Source organism: Pseudomonas sp. LAMO17WK12:I1 (assembly GCF_900177315.1).
Classification (GTDB): Bacteria; Pseudomonadota; Gammaproteobacteria; order Pseudomonadales; family Pseudomonadaceae; genus Aquipseudomonas; species Aquipseudomonas marginalis.
Map to the genome: position 1 here is coordinate 109,586 of NZ_FWZV01000014.1, position 15,749 is coordinate 125,334.

The following is a 15,749-nucleotide window of genomic DNA, read 5'->3' on the forward strand; positions in this document are numbered from 1 at the left end:
CCCACAGATAATGGCTATCGAAATCAAAGCCCCGTCATTCCCGGAATCGGTTGCCGATGGCACCGTTGCCACCTGGCACAAGAAACCAGGTGAGGCCGTCAAGCGTGACGACCTGATCGTCGACATCGAGACCGACAAAGTCGTGCTGGAAGTGTTGGCCGAAGCTGACGGCGTGCTGGGCGCAATCGTTGCCGAAGAGGGCGCTACCGTTCTGTCGAACCAGGTACTCGGCTCGATCGAAGAGGGCAGCGCTGCCGCTGCTCCTGCTGCCGCTGCTGCACCGGCCGCTGCCTCGGCACCTGCTGCCGCTCCGGCTGCGGGTGGCGAAGATCCAATCGCCGCACCGGCTGCTCGCCAGTTGGCTGAAGAAAACGGCATCAACCTGGCTTCCATCAAAGGCACCGGCAAAGACGGCCGTGTGACCAAGGAAGACGTGGTCGCTGCTGTTGAAGCCAAGAAAAACGCTCCGGCTGCCGCGCCTGTCAAGGCTGCTGCCCCGGCTGCCGCTGCGCCTGTGTTCGCTGCCGGCGACCGCACCGAGAAGCGTGTGCCGATGACCCGCGTGCGTGCCACCGTGGCCAAGCGCCTGGTTGAAGCACAGTCGAACATGGCGATGCTGACCACTTTCAACGAAGTCGACATGACCGAAGTCATGGCTCTGCGTTCGAAGTACAAGGATCTGTTCGAGAAGTCCCACAACGGCGTGCGCCTGGGCTTCATGTCGTTCTTCGTGAAAGCGGCCACCGAAGCGCTGAAACGCTTCCCGGCAGTCAACGCTTCCATCGACGGCGGCGACATCGTTTACCACGGTTATGCAGACGTCGGCGTTGCCGTGTCCAGCGACCGTGGCCTGGTGGTCCCGGTCCTGCGTAACGCCGAACTGATGAGCCTGGCTGAAATCGAAGGCGGCATCGCCGGCTTCGGCAAGAAAGCCCGTGACGGCAAGCTGACCATCGACGAGATGACCGGTGGTACCTTCACCATCACCAACGGTGGTACCTTCGGTTCGATGATGTCGACGCCGATCGTTAACCCGCCACAAGCCGCGATCCTGGGCATGCACAACATCATCCAGCGTCCGATGGCCATCAACGGCCAAGTCGTGATCCGCCCAATGATGTACCTGGCGCTGTCTTACGATCACCGCCTGATCGATGGTAAAGAAGCCGTGACTTTCCTGGTGACCATCAAGAACCTGCTGGAAGACCCGGCTCGTCTGCTGCTGGATATCTGATAGAAGCAGCTGCAGGTCTCAAGTGACAGATTGCCGGATAAGGCAGTTGGGCTTGGGGCTTGCGGCTTGAAAGCTTGCTGCTAAATAGAGGAACTATTTTCATGTCGCAGAAATTTGACGTTGTAGTGATTGGTGCGGGTCCTGGCGGCTACGTTGCCGCCATCAAGGCCGCACAACTGGGCCTCTCGACTGCTTGCATCGAAAAATACACCGACAAGGAAGGCAAACTGGCATTGGGCGGTACTTGCCTGAACGTCGGTTGCATTCCGTCCAAGGCGCTGCTGGACAGCTCCTGGAAATTCCACGAAGCCCAGGACGGTTTCGCGATCCACGGCATCAACCATGCCGGCGTGACCATGGACGTGCCAGCAATGGTCGGCCGTAAAGCCAACATCGTCAAAGGCCTGACTTCCGGCGTTGCCACCTTGTTCAAGGCCAACGGCGTGACTTCCCTGCAAGGCCACGGCAAGCTGCTGGCCGGCAAGAAAGTTGAAATCACCAAGCCGGACGGCTCGGTAGAAGTCATCGAAGCCGAGAACGTGATCCTGGCCCCAGGTTCGCGTCCAATCGATATTCCACCAGCTCCGGTTGACCAGAACGTGATCGTTGATTCGACCGGCGCCCTGGAATTCCAGGCCGTGCCTAAGCGCCTGGGCGTGATCGGCGCCGGCGTCATCGGCCTGGAACTGGGTTCGGTCTGGTCCCGCCTCGGTTCCGAAGTGACCGTGCTGGAAGCCCTGGACACGTTCCTGCTGGCTGCTGACACCGCAGTGTCGAAGGAAGCGCTGAAAACCCTGACCAAACAAGGTCTGGACATCAAGCTGGGCGCTCGCGTGACCGGCTCTAAGGTCAACGGCGAAGAAGTCGTCGTGACCTACACCGACAAGGATGGCGAACAGACCATCACGTTCGACAAGCTGATCGTGGCCGTTGGTCGCCGTCCAGTGACCACCGACCTGCTGGCTTCCGACAGCGGCGTGAACATCGACGAGCGTGGCTTCATCCACGTTGACGATCACTGCGCTACCACCGTTCCGGGCGTCTACGCCATTGGCGACGTGGTTCGCGGCATGATGCTCGCGCACAAGGCTTCCGAAGAAGGCATCATGGTGGTCGAGCGCATCAAGGGCCACAAGACCCAGATGAACTACGACCTGATCCCATCGGTTATCTACACCCACCCGGAAATTGCATGGGTCGGCAAGAACGAACAGCAGTTGAAAGCTGAAGGCGTTGAAGTTAACGTCGGCACCTTCCCGTTCGCCGCTTCTGGCCGTGCCATGGCAGCCAACGACACCGGTGGTTTTGTCAAAGTCATCGCTGATGCCAAGACTGACCGCGTATTGGGCGTCCACGTGATTGGCCCAGGCGCAGCAGAACTGGTTCAGCAGGGCGCGATCGGTATGGAATTCGGCACCAGTGCCGAGGACATCGGCATGATGGTCTTCTCCCATCCGACCCTGTCCGAAGCGCTGCACGAAGCCGCGTTGGCAGTGAATGGCCATGCCATCCACATCGCCAACAAGAAGAAGCGCTAAGCGAGATAATAAGAAACCACGGCGGAGTTGCCCGTCGTGAGCCTTGCGCGCAAGACTCACCGCGGAATATCCGCTGGACGCAGTCTTGCGCAGCTTTACGGGCCTTGAGCCCCGCAAGTTGCGCAAGCAGCAGTCACAGGTGGCGCGGCACTCATAATGAGCGCAGCGCCGAATGCGCAGTACCTAACGAAGACGGTAAAAAGCATGAATCTTCACGAGTATCAGGGTAAGCAGCTGTTCGCTGAATACGGCCTGCCAGTTTCCAAGGGCTACGCAGTAGACACCCCGGAAGCAGCAGCAGAAGCTTGCGACAAAATCGGCGGCACCGAGTGGGTTGTCAAAGCCCAGGTCCACGCTGGTGGTCGCGGTAAAGCGGGCGGCGTTAAGCTGGTTCGCAGCAAAGAAGACGCCAAGGCCTTCGCACAGCAGTGGCTGGGCAAGCGTCTGGTGACTTACCAGACTGATGCCAATGGCCAGCCAGTCACCAAGATCCTGGTTGAATCGTGCACTGATATCGCTAAAGAGCTGTACCTGGGCGCTGTCGTTGACCGTTCGAGCCGTCGCATCGTGTTCATGGCTTCCACCGAAGGTGGCGTGGACATCGAGAAGATCGCTCACGAAACCCCAGAAAAAATCCTGAAAGCCACTATCGATCCACTGGTTGGCGCCCAGCCATTCCAGGGTCGCGAGCTGGCTTTCCAGCTGGGCCTGGAAGGCAAGCAAGTTGCCCAGTTCGCCAAGATCTTCGTAGGTCTGGCCAAGCTGTTCCAGGATCACGATCTGGCCCTGCTGGAAGTGAACCCGCTGGTGATCAAGGCTGATGGCGATCTGCACTGCCTCGACGCCAAGATCAACATCGACGCCAACGCCATGTACCGTCAGCCTAAGCTGAAGACTTTCCACGATCCGTCCCAGGACGATCCGCGCGAAGCGCACGCTGCCAAGTTCGAACTGAACTACGTAGCCCTGGAAGGTAACATCGGTTGCATGGTCAACGGTGCCGGCCTGGCCATGGGTACCATGGACATCGTCAACCTGCATGGCGGCAAACCAGCCAACTTCCTCGACGTGGGCGGTGGTGCTACCAAAGAACGCGTAACCGAAGCCTTCAAGATCATCCTGTCCGACTCCAACGTCGCTGCAGTACTGGTCAACATCTTCGGCGGCATCGTTCGTTGCGACATGATTGCCGAAGGCATCATCGGTGCAGTGAAAGAAGTCGGCGTTAAAATCCCGGTTGTTGTTCGCCTTGAAGGCAACAATGCTGAACTGGGCGCTAAAGTACTGGCAGAAAGCGGTTTGAACATCATCGCGGCTACCAGCCTGACCGACGCTGCTCAACAAGTTGTCAAAGCTGCGGAGGGCAAATAATGAGCGTCCTGATCAATAAAGACACCAAAGTTATCTGCCAGGGTATTACCGGTTCGCAAGGTAGTTTCCACACCCAGCAAGCCATCGAATACGGCACCAAGATGGTTGGCGGCGTAACCCCGGGCAAAGGCGGCACCGAGCACCTGGGCCTGCCAGTGTTCAACACCGTGAAAGACGCTGTAGCTGCCACTGGCGCCACCGCCAGCGTGATCTACGTTCCAGCTCCTTTCTGCAAGGACTCGATCCTGGAAGCGGCATTCGGCGGCATCAAGCTGATCGTGTGCATCACCGAAGGCATTCCTACCCTGGACATGCTGGACGCTAAAGTTAAGTGCGACGAGCTGGGCGTAGTCCTGATCGGCCCTAACTGCCCAGGCGTGATCACTCCAGGCGAATGCAAGATCGGCATCATGCCAGGTCACATTCACTTGCCAGGTAAAGTCGGTATCGTTTCCCGTTCCGGCACCCTGACCTACGAAGCTGTGAAGCAGACCACTGACGCCGGTTTCGGTCAGTCGACTTGCGTCGGCATCGGCGGTGACCCGATCCCGGGCTCCAACTTCATCGATATCCTGAAGCTGTTCCAGGAAGACCCGAAGACCGAAGCGATCGTGATGATCGGTGAGATCGGCGGTTCGGCTGAAGAAGAAGCGGCTGCCTACATCAAGGCACACGTGACCAAGCCGGTTGTTTCCTACATCGCTGGTGTGACTGCCCCTGCGGGCAAGCGCATGGGCCATGCGGGCGCAATCATCTCTGGCGGCAAAGGCACTGCAGACGAGAAATTCGCTGCACTGCAAGACGCAGGCGTTAAAACCGTGCGTTCGCTGGCAGACATCGGCAAGGCTTTGGCCGAGCTGACCGGTTGGGCTGTCAAGTAAGCCTCGCGCTTAGCTGACGCTTTACCAGCAAAGGCCACCTTCGGGTGGCCTTTGTGCATTCTGCAGATTGTTGACGATTCAAATGTGGGAGGAGGCTTTCCCCGATTGCAGTGCATCAGCCAGCTAATGTGGGACTGACGCACCGCTATCGGGGGCAAGCCCCCTCCCACAATTTTGTTTGTATTGCCAAATTAAGTATGAAAACGCGACATCGAGATGTCGCTTATCGGACAGTCCGCCCCGCAACAGTGCGTTTGTCAGGCTAATTCTGTACCCTAGCCGCCTCTTTATGCGTCCGCCTCCCAAAAGGAAGCTGCGCGCTAGACCGGCCGGTGCCCATAAGGGCCGGCAGCATTTCCCTCATCCATAGGGAATCCCTCTCTAAATTCCGATTCAGTAGTGTGGTATTTCCTCAAATGAAAGTGTTGAAAAGCCAGGACATCCTGGCGTTGGGCTTCATGACCTTCGCCCTGTTCGTGGGCGCCGGCAACATCATCTTCCCGCCTATCGTTGGTTTGCAGTCCGGGCCTCATGTCTGGATGGCGGCGCTGGGCTTCCTGATCACCGCCGTTGGCCTGCCGGTGGTCACTGTGATCGCCCTGGCCAAGGTCGGAGGCGGCATGGACGCGCTGAGCAGCCCGATCGGCAAGATCGCCGGTGGCCTGCTCGCGGCGGCGGCGTATCTGGCGGTAGGGCCGCTGTTCGCCACCCCGCGTACCGCGACCGTGTCGTTTGAAGTGGGCCTGGCGCCGCTGACCGGCGAAAGCCCGCTGGCGTTGTTCCTCTACAGCTCGGTGTATTTCCTGGTGGTGTTCTTTGTCTCCCTGTACCCAGGCCGACTGCTGGACACCGTGGGTCGCTTCCTGGCGCCGCTGAAGATCATCGCCCTGGCCATCCTCGGCATTGCCGCGTTTGCCCTGCCGGCTGGTGAGGTGGGTGTCGCCACCCCGGAATACGTCGCCGCACCGTTTTCCCAGGGCTTTATCAATGGCTACTTGACCATGGATACCCTGGGTGCGCTGGTGTTTGGCATTGTGATCGTCAATGCGATCCGTTCCCGTGGTGTCGAATCGCCCAAGCTGATCACCCGCTACGCGATCATTGCCGGGTTGATTGCCGGCGTCGGTTTGGCGCTGGTGTATGTCAGCCTGTTCCGCCTCGGGTCGGGCAGCCATGAAGTCGCTGCCGGCGCGGCCAATGGCGCCGCAGTGCTGCACGCTTATGTTCAGCACACCTTCGGTTCCCTGGGCAGTGGGTTCCTGGCTGTATTGATCTCCCTGGCATGCCTGGTCACAGCCGTCGGCCTGACCTGCGCGTGTGCCGAGTACTTCAGCAAAATCCTGCCGCTATCCTACAAGGCGCTGGTCGTCATTCTGGCGCTGTTCTCGCTGTTCGTGTCGAACCTGGGCCTGACCAAGCTGATTGCGTTCTCGATCCCGGTACTCACTGCGATCTACCCGCCGTGCATCGTGCTGGTGGCGTTGAGTTTCTGCAAAGACTTCTGGCAGGAGCAGGGCCGTATCGTCGGTCCGGTGATGCTGGTGTCGTTCATCTTTGGCTGCATCGACGCGCTCAAGGGCGCGGGTCTGGCGGGTTGGATGCCTTCGCAGTTGGCGAACCTGCCGCTGAGTGAGCAAGGCCTGGCGTGGCTGGTGCCCTCGGTGATGACGCTGGTCGTGGCTGTGGTGGTCGACCGAGTGCTCGGCAAGCGTAGTGAAGCTATCGCTTAACTCGCGGGCTTCGGCTTGCACTGAAATGCCCCGTATCGATTGATACGGGGCATTTTTTTTGAGCGCAAGGCAGTGTCTTTTTCTCTGCGCTAACGTCGAACAGACGCAAAAAGTTTCTCAATCTTCTTTCTGCAAGGACCCGCATGTCGTTCGTCGAAGCCAATCAGATCCACCTGCTTGCTGCCCTCTGGTTCATCCTGTGCTGGGGCGGCTACACCCGTTATGCCACCTGGAAAGCCCGAGACACCGCGTGCCTGGCCAGCGTGCTGCATTTGTATCGCGAAGACTGGATGCGTCGTATGCTGCTGCGTGACAACCGCATCGCCGACGCCAGTGTGATCGGCAACCTGGAGCGTAATGCCTCATTCTTCGCCTCCAGCACCTTGATCATCCTCGCCGGCATTCTCACGGTGCTGGGGGCCTCCGAGCGGGCGGTGTCATTGCTGGCGGACATACCCATGGTGCAGCAGGCCTCCCAGGGCATGTCGGAGATCAAGCTGCTCTGCCTGGCGCTGGTCTTTGTCTATGCCTTCTTCACCTTCAGTTGGTGCATGCGCCAGTACAACTTTGCCGCGGTGCTGGTCGGGTCGGCACCGATGATCGGTGAGCGGCATGTGTCGGAGCAGGAGCGCAAGGCGTTTGCCCTGCGTGCGGCGCGAGTGATTTCCATGGCCGCCAACCAGTTCAACTTTGGCCTGCGTTCTTATTACTTCGGCATGACCATGCTGGCGTGGTTCGTCAGCCCCTGGTTGTTCATGTTGATGAGTGCCGGGGTGGTGTTCGTGTTGTATCGCCGGGAGTTTCATTCCGACGTACTGCAAGTGATGGTGTATACGCAGACGGATACACCGATGCCTGAGCCCGCCAAAGAGGAGATTTAATGCGTGACGCGCTGAGTTAAAAACAACAGGCAAAGTAAAGCCCGCTATATAAGCGGGCTTTCTTTTTGCAGCGAAGCTATTTCATGCCGCGGTATCAGGAACCGGTGGCAGGAGTAGCTGGTGCTGCTTCTTTTGCGGCGGCTTCGTTCGATTCAGCCTGAGCTTTGGCAGCATCGGCGTTTTCTTTCGCAGCGTCGTTCACTTTATCCTGAGCTTTCGCCATGTCTTTTTGAGCTTGCTCAGAATGCGCTGCTGCATCTTGGGCTTTGTCTTCGGATTTCTTGTCGCAAGCAGCGAGACCGAGGGCAGCGGCCAACATCATGGAAATAGCTAAAGTCTTACGCATGGGGTGTTTCTCCTTAGTGAAGATATCTACTGGCCTTTCGAGCATGGCCGTTCAGCATTAGTTCCTTTTATTCCACAGATATATAAACAACGACCTCAAAGGAACTTTCGCCCGCACCGTCTATTTCGCCCATCAACACTAATAAGAGTCTGCAACGAATGACCGAAAATCCCTTGTTAGAGCGCGCGACGCGCTTTGTCTCGGCCTTGCGCCATTGTCAGGTGCTGGGTATCAGCGTTCATCATGCCAGCGAGGAGGGCATCACGTTGGTCATGCCTTACGCGCCGCAGTTGGTGGGTGATCCCCAGACCGGCGTGATCCACGGTGGCGCGTTGACATCCTTGATGGATACCGCCTGCGGCATGGCCACCCTGTGTGTCCTGCCGGAGTTCGAGGTGTGCCCGACCCTGGACCTGCGTGTCGACTATATGCATCCCGCCGAGCCGCATAAGCCGGTATATGGTTTCGCCCAGTGCTACCGGGTGACCACCGACGTGATCTTCACCCGTGGTTTTGCCTATCAGGACGACCCGCAACAACCCATCGCCCATGTGGTGGGCACCTTCATGCGCATGGGCAAGCGTCTCAAGGGCACCCAAGGGTTGGGGCGCGCCATCAAGGGAGAGCAGGCATGACCCATCGATTCAAGACCCGCCTGGAACAGGCCCATCAGCGCGGCAGCTACGAGGCGCTGCTGGACCTGATCCCCTACGCCAAACTGATCGGTATCGAATGCACCCGGCTGGGGGATGAATTGCTGTTTCGCCTGCCGGCCCACGAGGACAATATTGGTAACCCCATATTGCCGGCGCTTCACGGCGGGGTGATTGCCGGCTTCATGGAGCTGGCAGCGGCGTTGCACCTGCTGGTGTTTACCGGAGCGCCGGGCCTCCCGAAAATCATCGATTTCTCCCTCGATTACCTGCGCGCCGGCCAGTTTCGCGACACTTACGCCAAATGCCAGGTGTGGCGCCAGGGCCGACGTGTGGCGAATGTGGCGATCACCGCCTGGCAAACCACCGCCGCCGAGCCCATCGCCACCGCCCGTGCGCATTTCAAGATCGAGGACGTGGTCCGCCCTTGAAATCCTGCTCTTAGCCCCCAACTTTGATGACAACCCGCCGCCAACCCTTCAGGGCGCGGCCACTGCCATCCAATTGGAGTTTGATGACCATGAGTGTGGAAACTCAAAAGGAAACCCTGGGCTTCCAGACCGAGGTGAAGCAACTGCTGCACCTCATGATCCATTCGCTGTATTCCAACAAGGAAATCTTCCTTCGCGAATTGATCTCGAACGCCTCTGACGCTGTCGACAAATTACGTTTCGAAGCCCTGTCCAAGCCTGAACTGCTGGAAGGCGGCGCGGAACTGAAAATCCGTGTGAGCTTCGACAAAGACGCCAATACCGTCACCCTCGAAGACAACGGTATCGGCATGAGCCGTGAAGATGCGATTACCCACCTGGGGACCATCGCCAAATCCGGTACCGCCGACTTCATGAAAAACCTGTCCGGCGACCAGAAGAAAGATTCGCACCTGATCGGCCAGTTCGGTGTGGGCTTCTACTCGGCCTTCATCGTGGCCGACAAGGTTGAAGTGTTCAGCCGTCGTGCCGGCCTTGACGCCAGCGAAGGCGTGCACTGGGCTTCCAAGGGCGAGGGCGAATTTGAAATCGCCACCGTCGACAAGGCTGACCGTGGTACCCGCATCGTCCTGCACCTCAAATCCGGTGAAGACGAATTTGCCGATGGCTGGCGCCTGCGCAATATCATCAAGAAGTACTCCGACCATATCGCCTTGCCGATCGAGCTGCCGAAAGAACAAACGGCTGCCGAAGGTGAAGAGAAGCCTGCCCAGGAATGGGAAACCGTCAATCGCGCCAGTGCCCTGTGGACCCGTCCGCGTACCGAGATCAAGGACGAGGAATACCAGGAGTTCTACAAGCACATCGGTCACGACTACGAAAACCCGCTGAGCTGGAGCCATAACAAGGTCGAAGGCAAGCTGGAATACAGCTCGCTGCTCTACGTGCCGGCCCGTGCGCCGTTCGACCTGTACCAGCGTGAAGCGCCGAAGGGCCTGAAGCTGTACGTGCAGCGCGTGTTCGTGATGGACCAGGCGGAGTCGTTCCTGCCGCTGTACCTGCGCTTTATCAAGGGCGTGGTCGACTCCAATGACCTGTCGCTGAACGTGTCGCGGGAAATCCTGCAAAAAGACCCGATCATCGATTCCATGAAGTCGGCGCTGACCAAGCGCGTGCTCGACATGCTGGAAAAACTGGCGAAGAACGAGCCAGAGCAATACAAGGGCTTCTGGAAAAACTTCGGCCAGGTCATGAAAGAAGGCCCGGCGGAAGATTTTGCCAACAAGGAAAAAATCGCCGGTCTGTTGCGCTTTGCTTCCACCCAGGGTGAAGAGGGCGAGCAGGTGGTGTCCCTGGCCGAGTACCTGGCACGTGCCAAGGAAGGCCAGGACAAGATTTACTACCTGACCGGCGAAACCTACGCACAGGTCAAGAACAGCCCGCACCTGGAAGTCTTCCGCAAGAAAGGCATCGAAGTGCTGCTGCTGACCGACCGTATCGATGAGTGGCTGATGAGCTACCTCAACGAGTTCGACGGCAAATCCTTTGTCGACGTGGCCCGTGGCGACCTGGACCTGGGTAACCTGGACTCCGAGGAAGAGAAGAAAGAAGCCGAGGAAGTCGCCAAGGCCAAAGAAGGCCTGGTTGAGCGGATCAAGGCGTCCCTGGGCGATGCCGTCAGCGAAGTGCGGGTTTCCCATCGTCTGACTGATTCCCCGGCGATCCTGGCCATCGGCGAGCAGGACCTGGGCATGCAGATGCGCCAGATTCTCGAAGCCAGCGGCCAGAAGGTCCCGGACTCCAAGCCGATCTTCGAATTCAACCCGGCTCACCCGTTGATCGAGAAACTCGACGGCGAGCAGAGCGAAGAGCGCTTTGGCGACCTGTCCCACATCCTCTTCGACCAGGCGGCCCTGGCCGCTGGCGACAGCCTCAAGGACCCGGCCGCCTACGTGCGCCGACTGAACAAGCTGTTGGTTGAACTGTCGGTTTGATACCGTTGTAGAAAAACCCGCTTCGGCGGGTTTTTTCGTTCTAGTGCACCCTAACTGGAGAAAATGATGAGCCAAGTCACCGTGCGTTCCGTGGTCTATCAGATTGATGGCCAGTCTTATGAAAGCCGCCTGGCGTTCGATGCCAGCCAAAAGAACCCGCTGCCCGGCCTGCTGATGGCGCCGAACTGGATGGGGGTTAGTGCGGGTGCCGAGGAGATCGCCAAGAGCGTTGCCGCCAAGGGCTACGTGGTGCTGATCGCCGACCTCTACGGGCAAACCGTGCGCCCGTCGAATGGCGATGAAGCCGGTGCCGCAATGATGCCGTTGAAGAATGATCGCCCGTTGCTGAACAAACGCATGCAGGCTGCCCTTGAGCAGCTGCAGGGCCAGACCGAAGCGGCAGTGGACACCTCTAAGCTGGCCACCTTTGGTTTCTGCTTCGGCGGTTGCTGCTCCCTGGAGCTGGCACGGACCGGTGCGCCATTGAAGGCTGCCGTATCGTTCCACGGCACCCTCGACACGCCGAACCCGGCAGATGCGAAAAACATCAAGGGTTCAGTGCTGGTGCTGCACGGTGCTTCCGACCCGTTGGTGCCGAAAGAGCAACTGCCGGCGTTCGAAGATGAAATGAACGCGGCCGGCGTGGACTGGCAATTGCTGAGCTACGGCGGTGCGGTGCATTCCTTCACCGACCCGCACGCCAATGTGCCGGGCAAGATGATGTATGACGCCAAGACCGCTGCACGGGCGTTCCGGTCGATGCATAACTTGCTGGATGAAGTGTTCAAGGGCTGAATCTTCAGCGCCTGTTCCAGCGTCATCGGGGGCTTGCCCCCGATAGCTATCTCACCGGCAACTCAATTCTTTCGGTTTCACCCGGCACCGTCGGCCAATCCCCAGCGGCCCAGCGCTGCCTGGCCTGCTCGATCTTCAGCGGATCGCTCGCGACAAAATTCCAATTGATCCGCCGTGGCCCATCCAGCGGTGCTCCGCCCAACACCACCAACTGGCAATCGCTTTCGGCGAACAGGGTCATTACCTGCCCGGCCGGCAATACCACCAGGCTGTGCACCTCAAGCTGCTCACCCTCCAACTGGGCTTCACCCTCCAGCACATACACCGCGCGTTCCTCGTGCTCGTCAGGAATCAGCAGGGTCGTGGCCGTTTGCATGTGTACATCTGCATACAACGTAGGCGACAGCACCGGCACCGGTGACTTGAGGCAGAAGCCACTGCCGGCGATCAGGCGAATCCGCACGCCCAGGTTGTCACTCACCGGCAGGCTCGCCGCAGGGTGATGGCTGTAGTGTCCAGGCCCCTCTTCGTGGTCCTTGGGCGATGCCAGCCATACTTGCAGGCCATGCATGCTGAAACCACGGGCCTTGAGTGCCTCGGGTGTGCGCTCGACATGGGCGATTGCACTGCCTGCGGTCATCCAGCTGACATCGCCGGCCTCTACCACCTGATCCGACCCCAGGCTGTCCTTGTGCTGCAGTGCGCCTTCGAACAGATAGGTGAGGGTGGACAGGCCGATATGGGGGTGCTGGCGGATGTTCATCCCGCTGCCCGGTGCATAGCGGGTCGGCAGCATATGGTCGAAAAACACAAAGGGCCCGACGCTGCGACATTCCCGCGAGGGCAGCGGGCGCAGGATCGGCTGGCCTTCGACATCTTCGGGGCGTGGGCGGATCACGGTGAGGGTGGTCATGGTGCGTCCCAGTCTGAGCGGGTTGTAGGGTAATGAGCATAACCCGCTCGACGGGAGGTTGCCGCTATTGGCTGAACGCGCCTTCAGAGAGGCGGGTTTCGATGGTGACCTCGGCGGTGGTCATCAGCTTGTGTACCGGGCAGCGATCGGCCACGCGGTGCAGCTCGTCGCGCTGTTCGTCGGTGAGTACGCCCTTGAGCGTCAGCTTGACGTTGAGCCTGTATTTGCCCTTTTGTTCTTCGGTGGCGTCGTGGGTGACTTCCACGGTCACGCCGGTCAGGGGGATGTCTTTTTTCTGGGCGTAGAGCTTGACGGTCAGCGCCTTGCACGATGCCAGCGCGGCGTCGAAGTAATCGTGGGGGGAGGGCGCCGAGTCGTCACCACCCAGGCTCTTGGGCAGGTCGGTAAACAGCTCGTGGTTATTGATATTGACGCTGTGGCGGAAGTTGTCGGCGTTCAGCGTATTGACGGTAACAGGCATGGCAAACCTCACGGGGTGGCAGAAGGAAGGTCATGCAGTTATAGAGCATGCTGGCACGGGGGTGTTCCACATTTTTTGCCGGCTGAACCCCGGTATGGCACGCAAGGTCTACCGGTATTCGCCCTTATCGAGGTTATACCGTGCCCTGGACCCGCTTGAGTCTCGCCCTGTTGCTCGCCGCCAACAGCCTTGCGACACAGGCTCGCGACTATGCCTACAGCGATGCCCACCTGCATTACGTGGATTTCTTCCAGGAAACGGCGGGGATGGACACATTGCTCAAGGCGATGGCAGATAATCGCATCGAGCATGTCATGATTTCCGGCATTCCCGTCGCAAAGAAATGGCACGAAGACGAACCCAAGCGCCCGCGCTACTACGCCGGTGATGACGCAGATGCCTATTGGTACAGCGCCACCGACGTGATTGTCGCCGCAGCGGTAAATAAACTGACGCCTGAACAGCGCCAGCACTTTCATCCGTTTCTGTCCGGCTTCAACCCCAATGACAAGAACTCGGATGCCCATATCCAGCGCATGCTCGACCTCAACCCGGGGCTGTGGCAAGGCATCGGTGAAGTGTTTACCCGCCACGACGACCTTACCGCCCTCACATCGGGGGATACCCCGCGCGCCAACAACGAGGCCATGACGCGCATCTATCACCTGGCGGCGGAAAACGACTTGCCGGTGATGCTGCACTCCAACATCACCTCCAAGCGCGAGCGTAACCCGCTGTATTTGGCCGAAATCGAAGAGCCGCTGCGCAACCACCCGCACACTCGCTTTATCTGGGCTCACGCCGGCACCAGCAAGGAAATTCACCGCCACCAGGTGCAAATGGACTTTTTGCTGCCCACCTTGAGCCGTATGCTCGAGGCTTACCCCAACCTGTATATCGACCTGTCCTGGAGCATGCTCACGCCGTACTTGCTGGATGATGGGGGCAAGCCTCGGCCGGAGTGGGTAACGCTGGTGGAACGCTTCCCGGAGCGCTTTATGCTGGGTTCGGATGTCGTCGGGCGTTTCAGCAAGCTGGGTGAGGAAATGCACCGCTTTGATGTCTTCCTTGATGCATTGCCTGAAGACGTTGCCCACAAAGTGGCGAGGGACAACTTCCTGGCCATCCTGCCTAAACCTCGCGGCGATGAGGGGGCGCGTTGATATTGCGTTTTCGTCTCACGCAAATGCGGTTGCGGTCTCAAATCCAGTCGCCCATAAAAAAGCCCCGAACCAGTCGGGGCTTTTTCAGGTGATCAACCTGCGGGGCTTACTTACCCTGCCAGCGTTTCAGCACCAGGGTGGCGTTAGTGCCACCGAAGCCGAAGCTGTTGCTCATCACGGTGTCGACTTTGACGTTTTCAACCGTCTTGGTCAGGATCGGCATATCGGCGACGACCGGGTCGATCTCGTCGATGTTGGCCGAGCCGGCCATGAAGTTGCCTTCCATCATCAGCAGGCAGTAGATCGCTTCGTGAACGCCGGCGGCGCCCAGGGAGTGACCCGACAGGCTCTTGGTGGAGCTGATGGCCGGTGCCTTGTCGCCGAACACCGCGCGTACACCTTCCATTTCCTTGGCGTCGCCGACCGGAGTCGAGGTGCCGTGGGTGTTCAGGTAGTCGATCGGGGTGTCCACGGTGGACATGGCCATCTGCATGCAACGGATGGCGCCTTCACCGCTTGGCGCAACCATGTCGTAGCCATCGGAAGTAGCGCCGTAGCCAACGATTTCCGCGTAGATCTTGGCGCCACGGGCCAGGGCGTGCTCCAGCTCCTCGACCACCACCATGCCGCCACCGCCGGCGATGACGAAACCGTCACGCTTGGCATCGTAGGCGCGGGAGGCTTTTTCCGGGGTTTCGTTGTACTGGGTGGACAGGGCACCCATGGCGTCGAACAGGAACGACTGGCTCCAATGTTCTTCTTCGCCGCCGCCGGCGAACACGATGTCCTGCTTGCCCAGTTGGATCTGCTCGACGGCGGTGCCGATGCAGTGTGCACTGGTGGCGCATGCGGAGGAGATCGAGTAGTTCACGCCCTTGATCTGGAATGGCGTGGCCAGGCAGGCCGAAACGGTGCTGCCCATGGTCCGTGTGACACGGTACGGGCCAACTCGCTTCACGCCTTTTTCGCGCAGGATGTCCAGCGCTTCCATCTGGTTGAGGGTCGATGCGCCGCCGGAGCCGGCGATCAGGCCGGTGCGTACGTTCGATACTTGGTCTTCGCTCAGGCCGGAGTCGGCGATTGCGTCTTTCATGGCCAGGTAGGCGTAGGCGGCAGCGTGGCCCACGAAGCGATAGATCTTGCGATCGATCAGTTCTTCGAGGGGCAGGTCGATGGAGCCGGAAACCTGGCTACGCAGACCCATTTCGGCATATTCCGGGTTGAAGCGGATGCCAGGGCGACTTGCACGCAGGTTAGCGGTGACGGTCTCTTTGTCATTGCCCAGGCAAGAAACAATGCCCAGACCAGTGATAACGACGCGGCGCATGCGGATAACCC

The 15,749-nt window shown here is 59.2% G+C and carries 15 protein-coding genes; 11 read left to right on the plus strand and 4 right to left on the minus strand.

Going from position 1 to position 15,749, the window contains the following annotated elements; genetic code table 11:
* Positions 1-10 precede the first annotated feature (10 nt).
* The 6 genes from odhB to B9N88_RS25015 all read left to right on the plus strand — a co-directional run bounded on the left by odhB (position 11) and on the right by B9N88_RS25015 (position 7,635).
* Positions 11-1,234, plus strand: a complete 1,224-nt coding sequence (gene odhB / locus B9N88_RS24990; RefSeq protein ID WP_027607059.1) for a 2-oxoglutarate dehydrogenase complex dihydrolipoyllysine-residue succinyltransferase — start codon at positions 11-13, stop codon at positions 1,232-1,234.
* A 101-nt stretch (positions 1,235-1,335) separates the two neighbouring features.
* Positions 1,336-2,772 carry a dihydrolipoyl dehydrogenase gene (lpdA, locus tag B9N88_RS24995; RefSeq protein ID WP_027607060.1) on the plus strand — a complete coding sequence of 479 codons (1,437 nt, stop codon included), beginning with the start codon at positions 1,336-1,338 and terminating at the stop codon, positions 2,770-2,772.
* 204 nt (positions 2,773-2,976) lie between these two features.
* On the plus strand, positions 2,977-4,143 hold the full coding sequence (sucC, locus tag B9N88_RS25000; RefSeq protein WP_003233235.1) for an ADP-forming succinate--CoA ligase subunit beta: 1,167 nt from the start codon (positions 2,977-2,979) through the stop codon (positions 4,141-4,143).
* Positions 4,143-5,024, plus strand: a complete 882-nt coding sequence (gene sucD, locus B9N88_RS25005) for a succinate--CoA ligase subunit alpha (protein ID WP_003172813.1) — start codon at positions 4,143-4,145, stop codon at positions 5,022-5,024. The genes sucC and sucD overlap by 1 nt, the downstream gene beginning before the upstream one ends.
* Before the next feature lie 416 nt (positions 5,025-5,440).
* On the plus strand, positions 5,441-6,754 hold the full coding sequence (gene brnQ / locus B9N88_RS25010; protein WP_027607061.1) for a branched-chain amino acid transport system II carrier protein: 1,314 nt from the start codon (positions 5,441-5,443) through the stop codon (positions 6,752-6,754).
* A gap of 143 nt (positions 6,755-6,897) precedes the next feature.
* Positions 6,898-7,635 carry a DUF599 domain-containing protein gene (locus B9N88_RS25015; RefSeq protein ID WP_027607062.1) on the plus strand — a complete coding sequence of 246 codons (738 nt, stop codon included), beginning with the start codon at positions 6,898-6,900 and terminating at the stop codon, positions 7,633-7,635.
* A gap of 94 nt (positions 7,636-7,729) precedes the next feature.
* Here the strand turns inward: B9N88_RS25015 and B9N88_RS25020 are convergent, their stop codons facing one another.
* Entirely contained in the window at positions 7,730-7,981 is a 252-nt protein-coding gene (locus B9N88_RS25020; RefSeq protein WP_010211724.1) for a hypothetical protein, read from the minus strand.
* A gap of 158 nt (positions 7,982-8,139) precedes the next feature.
* Between B9N88_RS25020 and B9N88_RS25025 the strand changes: the two genes are divergently transcribed.
* The 4 genes from B9N88_RS25025 (at position 8,140) to B9N88_RS25040 (ending at position 11,854) form a co-directional block, all read left to right on the plus strand.
* A complete protein-coding gene (locus tag B9N88_RS25025) occupies positions 8,140-8,616 on the plus strand; it encodes a PaaI family thioesterase (protein WP_027607063.1) in 477 nt (158 codons plus the stop codon).
* Positions 8,613-9,065, plus strand: coding sequence for a PaaI family thioesterase (locus tag B9N88_RS25030; protein WP_027607064.1), 453 nt, complete (start codon positions 8,613-8,615; stop codon positions 9,063-9,065). The genes B9N88_RS25025 and B9N88_RS25030 overlap by 4 nt, the downstream gene beginning before the upstream one ends.
* 89 nt (positions 9,066-9,154) lie before the next feature.
* The gene (htpG, locus tag B9N88_RS25035) at positions 9,155-11,059 is read left to right on the plus strand and encodes a molecular chaperone HtpG (RefSeq protein ID WP_027607065.1); all 1,905 of its coding nucleotides are present in this window, start codon (positions 9,155-9,157) and stop codon (positions 11,057-11,059) included.
* A 66-nt stretch (positions 11,060-11,125) separates the two neighbouring features.
* Complete coding sequence (locus B9N88_RS25040; protein WP_027607066.1) at positions 11,126-11,854, plus strand: dienelactone hydrolase family protein; 729 nt, start codon at positions 11,126-11,128, stop codon at positions 11,852-11,854.
* Between the two features lie 46 nt (positions 11,855-11,900).
* On the opposite strand, the gene B9N88_RS25045 is transcribed toward B9N88_RS25040, so the two are convergent.
* Together B9N88_RS25045 and B9N88_RS25050 are read right to left on the minus strand one after the other, a co-directional pair.
* On the minus strand, positions 11,901-12,767 hold the full coding sequence (locus B9N88_RS25045; RefSeq protein ID WP_027607067.1) for a pirin family protein: 867 nt from the start codon (positions 12,765-12,767) through the stop codon (positions 11,901-11,903).
* Between the two features lie 64 nt (positions 12,768-12,831).
* Complete coding sequence (locus B9N88_RS25050; RefSeq protein WP_027607068.1) at positions 12,832-13,248, minus strand: OsmC family protein; 417 nt, start codon at positions 13,246-13,248, stop codon at positions 12,832-12,834.
* A 140-nt stretch (positions 13,249-13,388) separates the two neighbouring features.
* Here B9N88_RS25050 and B9N88_RS25055 point away from each other — a divergent pair, with 140 nt between their 5' ends.
* Positions 13,389-14,411: an amidohydrolase family protein gene (locus B9N88_RS25055; protein WP_027607069.1), complete on the plus strand. Its 1,023-nt coding sequence runs from the start codon at positions 13,389-13,391 to the stop codon at positions 14,409-14,411.
* Positions 14,412-14,517: 106 nt separating this feature from the next.
* On the opposite strand, the gene fabB is transcribed toward B9N88_RS25055, so the two are convergent.
* The gene (gene fabB, locus B9N88_RS25060; RefSeq protein ID WP_027607070.1) at positions 14,518-15,738 is read right to left on the minus strand and encodes a beta-ketoacyl-ACP synthase I; all 1,221 of its coding nucleotides are present in this window, start codon (positions 15,736-15,738) and stop codon (positions 14,518-14,520) included.
* Between the last annotated feature and the right edge of the window lie 11 nt (positions 15,739-15,749).